Source organism: Hymenobacter defluvii (assembly GCF_017589435.1).
Taxonomy (GTDB): domain Bacteria; phylum Bacteroidota; class Bacteroidia; order Cytophagales; family Hymenobacteraceae; genus Hymenobacter; species Hymenobacter profundi.
Genome location: NZ_JAGETX010000002.1, coordinates 578,363 through 590,820, shown reverse-complemented (window position 1 = coordinate 590,820; position 12,458 = coordinate 578,363). Strand labels below are relative to the sequence as shown.

General features: G+C 53.7%; 8 protein-coding genes. 2 read left to right on the top strand and 6 right to left on the bottom strand.

From position 1 onward, the window contains the following. Position 1 precedes the first annotated feature (1 nt). From J4D97_RS06600 to J4D97_RS06575, 6 genes are all read right to left on the bottom strand, one after another. Complete coding sequence (locus tag J4D97_RS06600) at positions 2-508, bottom strand: hypothetical protein (protein ID WP_208306872.1); 507 nt, start codon at positions 506-508, stop codon at positions 2-4. Positions 509-656: 148 nt separating this feature from the next. Then, positions 657-2,495, bottom strand: a complete 1,839-nt coding sequence (locus J4D97_RS06595; RefSeq protein ID WP_208306871.1) for an ABC transporter ATP-binding protein — start codon at positions 2,493-2,495, stop codon at positions 657-659. A gap of 124 nt (positions 2,496-2,619) precedes the next feature. Further along, complete coding sequence (locus J4D97_RS06590; RefSeq protein WP_208306870.1) at positions 2,620-2,973, bottom strand: hypothetical protein; 354 nt, start codon at positions 2,971-2,973, stop codon at positions 2,620-2,622. A gap of 83 nt (positions 2,974-3,056) precedes the next feature. Next, the gene (locus tag J4D97_RS06585; RefSeq protein WP_208306869.1) at positions 3,057-4,898 is read right to left on the bottom strand and encodes a hypothetical protein; all 1,842 of its coding nucleotides are present in this window, start codon (positions 4,896-4,898) and stop codon (positions 3,057-3,059) included. 248 nt (positions 4,899-5,146) lie between these two features. Beyond that, entirely contained in the window at positions 5,147-6,775 is a 1,629-nt protein-coding gene (locus J4D97_RS06580; protein ID WP_187321348.1) for a RagB/SusD family nutrient uptake outer membrane protein, read from the bottom strand. A gap of 14 nt (positions 6,776-6,789) precedes the next feature. After that, entirely contained in the window at positions 6,790-9,771 is a 2,982-nt protein-coding gene (locus tag J4D97_RS06575) for a SusC/RagA family TonB-linked outer membrane protein (RefSeq protein ID WP_243900170.1), read from the bottom strand. 1,060 nt (positions 9,772-10,831) lie between these two features. On the opposite strand from J4D97_RS06575, the gene J4D97_RS23845 reads away from it, so the two are divergent. Together J4D97_RS23845 and upp are read left to right on the top strand one after the other, a co-directional pair. Continuing rightward, positions 10,832-11,776 (top strand): GNAT family N-acetyltransferase, encoded by a 945-nt coding sequence (locus J4D97_RS23845; protein ID WP_208306867.1) that lies wholly within the window; start codon positions 10,832-10,834, stop codon positions 11,774-11,776. Continuing rightward, positions 11,764-12,447, top strand: coding sequence for a uracil phosphoribosyltransferase (gene upp, locus J4D97_RS06565; protein ID WP_208306866.1), 684 nt, complete (start codon positions 11,764-11,766; stop codon positions 12,445-12,447). Before J4D97_RS23845 ends, upp begins: the two co-directional genes overlap by 13 nt. The last annotated feature ends 11 nt before the right edge of the window (positions 12,448-12,458 follow it).

Sequence of the window (12,458 nt, the reverse complement as noted above, 5' to 3'; positions counted from 1 at the left end):
GTTAACGGGTTGTGGAATTATCGGCGTCGTTGGCGGGTGGAATGATAGTGTTAGGCTTCTCCAACGGAGCATTGCTGAGGCTAGGATCCTCCTGTGGAAACACTGGCCGCCGCGGAATGGAGCCTACTGGTGCACCGGGGGTAGGCGTCATTACGATTTCGTCGGGGTAGGTGGTGGTACCCGGCACGGTGCCGGGGCGTTGTTGGAAATCCCGCTCGCGCTGCTCTAGCTGGTGGTCGTAGAGGCGGGCTTTCAGTTCGTTGATTTTGCCTTCGTGCTGCGTTACGCTACGGCGTAGGAGCACGCTGTCAATATTTTCTACGATCAGCAGAGCTGCCAGCAATACCACTGCCGTCACAAATAAAGTGTAATAGAATGCAGCAGGTTCAGTTCCTAACCCGATAGCCGAAGCAAAGGTGTCGCGGGCGGCTTGGCTGAAGATGAATAGCAGAGCCAGCAGTAAATAAACCATTACCAGAATGGTGGTCAGGCGTTTCAGGAAGAGCATATAGGTAGTAGGGCAGAGCGTTGAACAATGGAGGAACAAGCGTACAGTTCAGCTCCCGATGCGAAATATAAAATTTTTCGAGTCAGCAGGCCGAATCTGTACTTATCAACTGCTATATAACGCAGAGAACATACGTTCCGTTGGCGTGCTACACCAGCGCCCCGCTGCCTTGCAGCTGGTTAAGGCGCTGATACAGGCCGGCATTCTGTTGCAGTAGCTTCTGGTGGGTACCGCGCTCCACAATGCGGCCGTTCTGCAGCACAATAATCTCATCGGCGTGCTGCACGGTGCTGAGGCGGTGGGCAATGACCAGCGACGTGCGGCTTTGCATCAGGCGCGTAAGGGCCTCCTGCACCAGCTTTTCCGACTCCGTATCCAGGGCCGAAGTGGCCTCGTCCAGAATAAGAATAGGGGGGTTGCGCAAGATGGCCCGCGCAATGCTCAGACGCTGGCGCTGTCCGCCCGAAAGACGGGCGCCCCGGTCGCCAATGACGGTCTGGTAGCCGTCGGCCGTTGCCGTAATAAAGTCGTGGGCGTTGGCGATTTTGGCGGCTTCTATTACCTCAGCCTCCGTGGCTTGGGTGTTGAAGCGGATGTTGTTGAAAATGGTATCGTTGAACAGGATGCTTTCTTGGGTTACGATACCCATCTGGTCGCGCAGGGAGTGAATGGTGACGTCGCACACGTCGTGTCCATCTACCAGTATGCGGCCGCCCGTTACGTCGTAGAAGCGGGGTAGGAGGTCGGCTAGGGTGCTTTTGCCGCCGCCCGACGGGCCTACCAGCGCCACGGTTTTGCCCTTGCCAATGGTCAGGTTGATGTCTTGCAGCACCGGCTGCTCACCGTAGCTAAACTGCACATCGCGCAACTCAATCTGGTGCTGGAAGTTGGGTAGAACCGTGGCGTTGGGCTGGTCCTGAATGGTAGGCTCGGTGTCGATTACGCGCAACACCCGCTCGCCAGCCACCAAGCCGCGCTGGATGTTGCTGAACGCCGACGACAGCGCTTTGGCTGGCACAAGCACCTGCGAAAACAGAATGATATAGGTGATAAAGACTGACGCCGACAAATCGGACTCGCCGCCCAGCACCAGCGTACCACCGTAATACAGCAAGCCCGCTACCACCGACACGCCCGCAAATTCGGAGAAGGGCGAGGCCAAGTCGCGGGTGTTGTCGATGCGGCGGGCCGTGCGGGCATATAGGTCGTTCTGCTCCCGAAATTTCTCCTTCATGTACGCTTCGGCGTTGAAGGCCTTGATAACGCGCACACCGCCCAGCATCTCGTCAATCACGGAAAGCATGGTGCCCAAGGTGCTTTGGCTTTGCTGCGCCTGGCGTTTCAAGCGCTTAGATATCCCCGAAATCAGCACACCCGAAATGGGCAGCAGTACCAGCGTAAACAACGTCAGCTTCACCGACATGGCAAACAGCACCGCGAAGTAGGCAATAATCTTGAGTGGTTCCTGCAACACGGCCGTTACCGTATTCACCACTGAGTTTTCCACCTCCTGCACATCGTTGGTGAAGCGCGACATCAAATCACCCTTGCGCTCCTGGGAGAAGTAACCGAGCTGAAGCGTGGTCACGTGCTGGTACAAATCGGCGCGCATGGTGCGAATTACTCGCGCCCGTACCCGCGCCAGAATGCGTAGGCTGAGGTAGCGGAACAGGTTGCTCAGCAACACGGATATCACCACGATGCCGCACGCAAACGCCAGCGCGCCCAGTCTACCCTCGGCGGCCAGCACCTGGGAAAAATAGAAGTTGAATACTTCTTTTATGTATTCCAGGGTGAAGGAAAACGAAGGCACTGCGGCAGGTATTTCCATAGTCTGCGTCGTGTCGAACAGCACATTGAGCAGGGGCACCAGCATGGCAAAGTTAGCGATGCCAAAAAAAATATTCAGCACCGTGTACACCATGTACAGGGGTAGGAAATCGGCGTAGGGCCGTGCGTATTGCAGAATGCGGAGGTAAATCTTCATAAGCCCCGCAAAGGTAGGCAATCGTAGGGGCGCGTTGCACGCGCCCGCTGCAGAACGATAATGCGTGTTTTCTCAGATGTGGGTAGCAACAATCACCGCAACGACGGGCGCCTGCAACAGGCCCCTACTGGAACACGGCCACTACCTCAATCTGCCCCACAATGTGGTGGTTGAATTCCACTAGCTCTTCGGCGGGTACCCACAGCTCCTCGTGGTGCTGGTCGCCCACGTTTTGCACCGGAAACTGGGCGGCATAATCGGCATCTACCGCGAAGCGCAACACGTAGCCCACGCTGTAGTAAGGTACATTCCAGTCGCGGGCAATCTGGGCGGCGTACTCGTGGTTGAGGACGGGGTAGAAAATGGGCTGCTCCGGCAAGCGCGGCGGAAACGCTAGCCAATTCGAGGCCGCAATCAAATCCAACTCCTGCTGATTAACGGGGCGGTAGAGCAGGGTAGTAGCAGGGTCGTGCCGCAAGGTGATAAGCTAAGTAGTTGATATGCTGAATTGCTGATTATGATGTTCTGTAATAGCACTTCAGCACATCGACCAATCACACATTAAAACTCGTGTAGCCGTTGCGCAATATTCCAACGCAGCGACACAGACGTATAGCTCTCCGTGCCATCGGCCGGAATAGCGTACTGCGAGCTGCGGTGGCGAATAATCTGCTTGGCATCGAGCCAGAGGTTGTGGCGCAACTGGTAGGTAGCAGTTAGATCAAGATGCAGAAGTTTGCTGCGGTTGCCGTCGCCTACCCGGTAACCGTACTCGCGCAGGCTGCCGTCGGAGTTCAGCGGCCGTAAGTTATAGGGATAAAGTACGTTGCCACCGTAATTGTTTGTTGAATCGATAGCAGGATAATTCGGTACGGGCGGCAGGTCTAGGCCTTGTACCGAATAGATTGCCTTGCCCACCAGATTCAGACGAGGTAGGCGCGGGGGCTGGTAGCTGGCAATACCAATGAATTCGTACAGGTTGGCGCCCATGGGGTGGGCCAGCGGCTGGTTGTAGTGCTGGTAGTTGCGGTATTTGTCTTCGTGCTGGTAGGTGTAGGGGCGAATGTAGTTGAACTCGCCTTGCAAATCGAAATTGCTGATGCCGGCCACGTCAATATACTTAGCGCCCAGCTGGATGGCCTGCTTGTTGGCCCACCATCCATCACCAGAGCGCACTTGGCTAATCGAAAACTCATCCAGCACCAGTTGTCCGTAGAGTTGGTAACGGTGCTTGATATTCCACTTGAAATCCAAGCCGAGTAGGGAGTTGTCCTCCGAACCTATTTGCTGTTCCACGCTACGATAGAAGATGAGAGGGTTGAGGTAACCCAGTTCGTAACCGCCCTTACCCCGCGCAAACACCACCGACTCAAACACCCCCACGTTGAAGTTCGACGCTACATCGAGACTTAGGTGATGGAAGGTCATGTACTTTTTCTGGTAGATGGCATCGGCGTTTTCTCGCTCAGCTGTCATCTGCGTGAACAGGTTCTGGTAGTTGAACTTCCAGATGCGCGTATTTAGCTTCAAAAACAGGTAGGGCGCCGTGTAGTCCGACAAAATCAGCGAGCGGTAACCGTTGCCAATGAAGTTGCGGTCATGCCCAAACTGAATGTTGATGTGCCGGCTGGCTGCATACGTGATATAGCCCCGAGCCGAAAGGAAATCATACTGATTGCCGCCCTCGCCTTTGAAATACTTCCAGTAGCCCTCATGCGGCACAATGTTGTCGCGCTGGATGCGGTCCTGCACGTAGCCAGGCACAGCCATCTGGTTATCGGCCAAGAAGGTATAGAAGCCCAGCTTCTTGTCAATGGTACCCTCCACCTGAATGCCGCGGGTGTTCACGTAGCGTAACCCATCAATGCGGTTATCGTGTCCCGCGCTCAAATAGGCTACTGGATTCACACGTAGCGTAAAATCTGGCTTTTCTACGTGGAACAGGTCGCTGGTATTGCGGTAAAAGTGCTTGAGAATAGGTTTCCGGCTGGTGTTTTGTGCCAACAGTTCCACCGTGTAGGGCCAGTTGTCGCGTAGCAGGTAGCGGGCGTTGAAACGGTCGGCGCGGGAAAATGTGCTGGCAGCCGTGCTGTCGAGCAGCATTCGCTCGCCTAGGCGGGCGGCACTGGCACGGGTGTAGGGTCGTACGGAGGTGTGCGGGTCGCCCAACGAATCGGCGCCGTACTTGATGGCGTAACGGTCAATAAGGCGGTACACGTCCTGATCAAGCGGCACGTAGGTAGTGCCCTGGCCTGTCTGGTGCGGTGGCGCCGGTTTGGGCGCCGACTGGTCGTATACCAGCCAAGTAGGACTGGTAGCGCGGGTGGTAGAGTCCGTAGTTTGGGCCACGGTGCGGCCGGCCAGGAGGCTCAACGCAGTCAGCAGAAGTAGACGATGGGTCATAGAAGCAGAACTAGCAGCCACAGCGCGGCGAGTGGTAGGACAAACCTACGTAGTTTGTAGTTGGGGTAGGGCGGGGCAGCCGACAAAAAACGGGCCTACCCGATGTATAGAAGCTAGCTGGGGTTTTATTGATTGCCTACCGGTTGTAGTAGAAGCCTACTTACTGAACGCAATTTTGCCTGCTCACCAACGGCTACTAGCTGTTAGTAAGCAGGCAAAATAGTTGAACAAGGAGTATTTTTTATTGCTTAGATACCTGGATAACCTGGGTTCTGCTTGAGGTTCGGATTAGCTGCTAATTGCCGTTGTGGTATGGCAAACAATCTTTTTTCTGGACTGCTGGGCTGGTGGTCCCACCACGAGGTGGTGGTAAAGGCTCCGAAGCGAATCATGTCTGTGCGGCGCTTGCCCTCAAAAATAAATTCGCGGCCTCGCTCGGCCAGGAACTCTGGCAGCGTAAGCGTGGCAGCCGTATAGGCAGCCGCTGGATAATCAGCCGCACTAAAAGCCCGCCGCCGTACAGCATTTACCAGTTCCAAGGCCTCGGGGGTAGCAGTGCCGTTGTTTTTGCGCATCAACGCTTCGGCCTTGTTATAGTAGATTTCGGTCAGGCGGTAGATAGCCCAGTCGTTGCTCCAGTATTTAGCCTCCGACTGGCGGCCAGGAGGATATTTGTTGAAGCGGGCTCCGCTGTTTTCCTCTCCATCAATCATGGTAGAGCTGGTTTTGCCCTCGCTGTTGCGCTGGATTTCTTTTACAAAAACCAATTGCTTACCCCGGTACTCTTCCGTGCCCAACACTGGCTGGGTAGGGTTAGCGGCCTGAAACTGCGGCCCGATGAGCATCCAAGTCGATTTACGCAAATCGTTGTCTTTGAACGCATCGTACGCGCTGGGAATCACCACCACGCCGTTGTTGCCGTTGGCGTCGCCGTCGTAGATCAGTCGCTGGTTGAAGTGGTAGAAGTCGCCGTTCCAGCCGCACCGGGTAGGGGTAGCCTGGTAGTCGTATACCAGCTGAAACAGGATTTCCTTCGACCGGTCGTTGGTGTTGCTGTAGGTTGCTTTCAAGTCCGTGTCCAGCGCAGGAGTGCCGTTCAGCCCGCCCGTCTGGCCCTGTATGATCTTGTCGCAGGCGGCAATGCAGTCGTCCCAGCGCGGTGTGCCCGACCATACCTCGGCATTCAGATACAACTCTGCGAGCATGGAGTAGCCAGCGGCCTTCGTGATACGGCCAATCAGGGCCTGGCTTAGGTTGGGTAGCAGGTCGACGTTCTCTTTCAACTCCTTTTCAACAAAAGCAAACACCTCGGCCCGTGGTGCCGTGGCTGGGCTTAGTGGCTCGCCTACCGTCGTTACAATTGGAATATTGCCGTACAGATCCATGAGCTTCATGTAATGAAAAGCCCGGAATACTTTCAGTTCTGCAATAAAAGCGGCTTTATCTTGTTCATTGACGCCGGCGCGAGCAAAGTCTACTCGCTCGAAGTCGCCCAGTACGCTGTTGCAAAACCCTACCCCCGTGAATAGCAACGACCACGGGTTCCACATCAAGTTTTCGGTGAATACCCAACTGTGGCCATGCAGACGAATCCACTGAGCATCGTCGTAGCCGTGGCGGCCTTTCTGCGGCCAAGCCAGCTGGTCGGCCGTAAACTCGTTGAGGCGCCAGTAGCTATTCTGACCAGTTGGGGCTATCCAGGCATTTGCGTGCGTATAGGGGCGTAGCACACCCGAAAGAATTTCCTGCCGGTTATTATAGAACTGGCTAGCATCAATCTGGCTATACAGCGTTTCATCCAGGTTTGTGCAGGAGTTCGTGCTAGCTAGCATCAACGCTAGGCCAGCGAAGAGGTATTTTTTAGAGAAGCTTTTCATATATACAGTACGAATTAGAAGCCAACGATAAGACCAGCGGTGAAAGAGCGGGTGCGGGGGTAGAAACCGCGGCCGTCAATGCCAGGCGCCAAGCCCGTATCGTTTACTTCAGGGTCTAAACCCTGGTATTTGGTGAAAGTGAGCAAGTTGCGGCCCGTGAGGTAGAGGCGCAGGTTGCGGATGGCGGGCGTGTTCACAAACTTGAAGTTGTAGCCCAACGTCACGTTGTCGAGCTTCACGAAACCGCCTGGTTCCAGGTAATAGTCGGAGTATTGCAGGGCGTCGTCGATGTTGTTGTTGCGCGTGATGGCATCCTTCAGCACGTTGTTGGGCAGATACACTTTGTTGCCGAAAAACACCTGCTGCAGGTTGAGGATATCGTACTTGAACTTACCCCGGAAAAACAGCGTCAGGTCCCAATTTTTATATTGGAAGCGGTTGTTCCACGAAGCGTAGTACTTAGGTACGCCATTGCCGATGTAGGCATAGTCGTCGTTAGGGACAATCTGGCTGGCCGGTACTGCATCGCCGTTGGCTTTGTAGAATAGCCATTTGCCATCTTCTGTGAGGCCAGCATATCGCTTACCGTAGAAGCTACCCAGCGGGCCGCCTTCAATCGTGCGAATAGCCGGGCCGAGTGCGCCAAAGCCCCCAATATCCCCGAAGGTCAGGAAAGTGGTCTTGAACACTTCATCAGAGAAAGAGACCAACTTGTTGCTCTGCGTGCTCCCTACCAGGTCCATGCTCCAGCGAAAATCTTTCTTCTGCATCACGGTGCCGCTCAACGTGAGCTCCAGGCCCTTGTTGTCAATTACCCCTACGTTGGTGAAAAGGGTAGACTGCACGAAGGGGGGCAACTGCGTGTTGAAGTTACCTAGCAGATCCGATGTGCGGCGGTAGTACGCGTCGACAGCACCGGTCAGGCGATTGTCAAACAGGGCGAAATCGATACCAGCGTTGTACTCAGCTTTGCGCTCCCAGCGCAGGTTGGGGTTGGGGTTGTTGGTAGGACCGTAGGTTTGGCGCCATACACCATCATCATTCAGGTAGAAGTTGCCCGTACCCAGACGTACCAGCGACTGGTAGTTGGGAATGCCTTGGTTACCGGTTACACCGTAGCCGGCGCGTAGCTTCAGCAGATTCACGAAGGATACATCACGCATGAAGTTTTCCTGGCTGATAGCCCAGCCCACCGACACAGCCGGGAAGTTGCCGTACTTGTTGTTGGCGCCAAAGCGCGACGACCCTTCGTGGCGCAGAATAAACTGGGCCAGGTATTTATCCTTATAAGAATAGTTGAGGCGCCCGAAGAAGGCAATTAGTGTATTGTCTTCTTTGCCACTGCCCAACGATGCTTTGCCCAAGGGTAGGAAGTTGCCAGCCCCCAAGTTGTTTTCCTGGAAAGCATCGTTCAGGAAGCCGCTGTTACCTGCTTCGAACGATTCTGCAACATTGTATTGATAGCTATAGCCTACCAAACCCCGTATAGTATGGTCCTGGTGAATCTCTCTGTTATACTCCAGCGTCGATTCAAACGTATAGCTGCTCGATAGGTAGTTGCGTTTGCGGGCGTAGGCCGTACCGCGTACCGGCGTGCCATTCAGAGTGCCAATTTGCGAGAAACGAGAGCCGGCCTCGCGGTATTCATTATCATTTTGCGTGTCGCGTATAACCGAGCCAAAAGCCGTAGCCCGCAGTCCTTTGATGGGCTCCAGCGCAAGACGACCGTTGGCGGAAGTAGTGTTCTGGTCACGCTTTAGGCTCTCCTGATTCAGGCGGCCTAATGGGTTCGTGGTAGAGCCTTCCTCATAGTAGGTGCCATCGGGGTTGAAAATAGGCTGGGTAGGGTTGCGCCCCAGCGCGTTTTCGAAGTCGCCGGAATTGCCGCCCAGCAGGTTGGCTTTGCTGAAGTTGGTGGCCACGTCCAGTTGCGCGGTCAGCATGTCATTTAGGCCAGTCTGATTGAAGCTCACGCGTCCACCATACTGCCGGCGCCAGTTGCGGATAGTGATAGGGTCAGCACCGTTGTAATACACCGATGCGCGATAGTTGCTGGTAGCATTACCACCTGATAGCGCAAAGTTGTGGTACTGGCTCAGGTTGTTTTTATTGAGCAGGGCGTTGTAAAAATCAGTGGAGGCCCCTAGGTCTTGCATCTGCCCGGCCTTAGGATTGCTCGGATCTTCGCGGTAGACCCGCCATTCTTCTGCATTCAAAAACCGGGGGCGCTTGGCTACCGACTCGTGCTGCACGTAGGTGGAGTAATCGAAGCGTGCCGGACCGGCTTTCCCTTTCTTTGTGGTAATCAGAATAACGCCTGCGTTGCCGCGCGTACCATAAATGGCCGCGGCCGAGCCATCTTTTAGTACGTCAAAAGATTCAATATCATCCTGTTGAAGCAAGTCGAGGTTGCCGCCCGGAATACCATCAATAACAATCAGCGGGGCCAGACTACCATTTACCGAGACAATACCGCGAAGCTGAATAGCCGGGCTGGAGTTGGGGTTGTTGCCCTCTGTGCGAGTAACGGATAAGCCCGCTACCTTGCCCTGAATAAGATCAAGCGCATTGCGCGTACCGCCTTGGTTGAAGTCTTCGGCCTTTACGGAGGCTACGGCTGATGTTACTTCGGCCCGCCGTTGCGTACCGTACCCTACCACCACTACTTCTTTCAGCGACTTAGAGTCAGTAGCTAAGGTTACGTTAATCGTGGTGCGGCCATCAATAGGTACTTCCTGCGCAGTGAAGCCAATTGAAGAAATGACGAGTGTCGTAGCGCCCTCCGGGGCGGTCAGGGTGTAGGTCCCGTTCACGTCCGTAGCCGTGCCTACCCCCGTGTTGCCCTTTACCAGCACAGTAGCGCCAGGAATCGGCTTGCCTAGCTCGTCAACTACGAGCCCCTTTACTGTGATAGGTGGAACAACTGCTTTGCGATGCAGCGTCTTGTCGGCACTGCCTACTTCGGCATGAGCCGTAACGCCGAGTGATAAGCTCAAAACGAGCGGGAGAACCGCCGGCCTCCATATTTTTCCCGACTGAGTATGATTTGATAAAAACGAGAGCATAGAGTGTTGGAATGTGGTTGGAGAAAGGGCAAATAGAGAGTGAATATTCTGTTGTCTTACACCATAAGCAGAAGGTTAAGAGTGGGAGTATCAACAAGCATTTGACTCAAAATTTAGGCTACTCAGATTTAGCTAAATCGTTTTAGCAAAAAATGAAAAAGACTACCCTACAACCCTTTATAGGGATTGACTTGAAGACCGGATGCGAGAGAATATAGCCAGGTAAGCAGTAGATGCTTATCAGTAGCTATGCGGGCTTACTGGCTAGGTTTGCAAGGGTAGGCTTTCCTCGAAGCCAAGTAGGTGCCCCTCAAACGATTAATGTACTAGTGGCTTCATAAAGATCCTGCGCATAAAAGATTGAAAATGAACTTACTGTATCGCTGAGAGGATGTTCTCTTACAAAGTGGCGGTTGTTACTTCGGGTAATGAAAGCTGACTTCTTAGCGGCGTTATTTCAACTGCGTAGGATAGGAGAATACGGATTATATATCGTAAAAAAACCAAGGTCTTAAGAAGTAACTAATTGATTAGTACTTATAAATGCTCATAAAATCATATTGGGCTCTAATATATGTCTTTTACTAAAAAATCATCAAAATTTCATCTAGGAAAAATTCCGAATGAATTCAGTCGCAATGCCAAGTATAGCATTGAGGCTGTTAAAAGTTTCCTATAAGTGTAGTCTATACTTTTATAGCAGCATCCATGAAGCTATTTAGGAAATTGATGCAATGCCATACTCCATTAAGCTTAGCGTAGCTTCTCAAAACAGCGTAAATGTTGAATAGCGCATTTGCGTGCGTAGATTCTTTAGTAAATCGTTCGACTCCTGATGATGTTAAGAACCGACTGGTATAGATTCTATTCATTCCTTATCGGTCGTGCTATGTGCACAATGTTGTTCAACCACGAGATATAAGGAGGTAGTCCTACCCTTATTTCAGTGGTCTTTCAACTGGCGTAAACGACTTATTATATCGCGCTTCACGTGCCTCTCCACTACCTATCCTTTTCTTCCCTCAACTTCGAAGCCTGGAATAATTGCGTAGCCGCCGCCCAGCCGCAATTGCCTTATGCCCACACATGGTGGTTGCGCACGGTGGCGGAGCATTGGGATGCTGTGGTAGAGCTCGGGCCATCCGGAGAATACCGCTCCGTACTGCCTTTGCCATACAAACGCCGGCCGTGGGGTAAGGAGCTTTTTCAACCGGCTTTCACCCAACAACTTGGCTTGTTAACAACTGATGCCAGCCAGCACAAAGACGTAGCAGAGTACCTAGTGTTGATAAGTGGTCGATATACGAAGGGTTATCAACAGTTAAATGTGGATAACTCGCTGTTTTCCACCAACTCCGCATACAAAACGAACCAGCGCGTAACCTACCACTTATCCCTGGTCCCCAACTTTTCTACCCTGCTACAAGCATACGACCTTAGCAGCCGACGCCGCTTGCGTCAAAACCTAGCGCGTCCTGAGCCATTGGTGGTGCAGGAAGCTACTACCCTTGAGCCCCTTATTACCTTATTCAAACAAACAAAAGGGAAGGCAGCTTCACTTTCTGCCCGACACTATACCCAGCTGCGCTGCTTGGTAGTGGCTGCTCAGCAGCGCGGGCAGGCGCTACTGTATGAGGTTCGAATGCCGGCGCCGGATGCCGAGCTGCTGGCAGCGGCGCTATTTATCCGGGAGCGGAATACTCTAATCTACCTATTTGCGGCTGCCTCGCCACGCGGGCGCCAACTGTCGGCGCCTACTTTGCTGCTGAGCCATGTGATAGCGCAACACGCGGGCACTCCTAATCTGACATTGGATTTTGAAGGCAGTATTATTCCGTCGATTGCACGGTTTTTTGCCAACTTCGGTGCCCAGCCCGTACCTTACACTACTTTCACCCTAACTCTCCGACCCTGGTATTTGCAATGGATGCGCTGAACTCTACCCCTACGCCTTACGCCTCCGAGCGTGTACACATTGTATGTGCCGAGCCCTCCGTGGCCAACCACTTTCTAGCCGAGCTGCGCGACGTAAACAAGCAGCGCGACTCGCTGCGCTTCCGCCGAAACCTGCAACGCCTTGGCGAAATCATTGCCTACCGCATCAGCTCCCAACTGAGCTACACCGATCAGACCATCACCACGCCACTAAGCGAAACCAATGGCAAGCTGCTCCAGGATTTTCCGGTGCTGGCCACGGTGCTGCGTGCTGGTCTGCCATTCCATCAAGGCTTTCTGAATTACTTCGATCAGTCGCCCTCTGCGTTTGCGGCGGCCTACCGCATCGAGGGAACGGCGCAGGTACAAGTGCAGGTAGACTACCTCTCGGCGCCGAGCCTAGATGAGCGCGTACTAATTCTGGTAGATCCTATGTTGGCCTCCGGCAAATCGTTGGTGCAAACGTACCGGGCCATGTTGCGCTTCGGCATGCCCCGGCAGGTGCACATTGCCGCCGTTATTGCCTCCCCCGAGGGAGTTGATTACGTGACCCGCGAAATTCCCGAAGCCACCTTGTGGGTAGCAGCCGTAGATGAAGGTCTAAACGACCAGGCATACATCATACCCGGCCTCGGCGATGCCGGCGACTTATCGTATGGTAGCAAACTGTAGCATTGCTGATC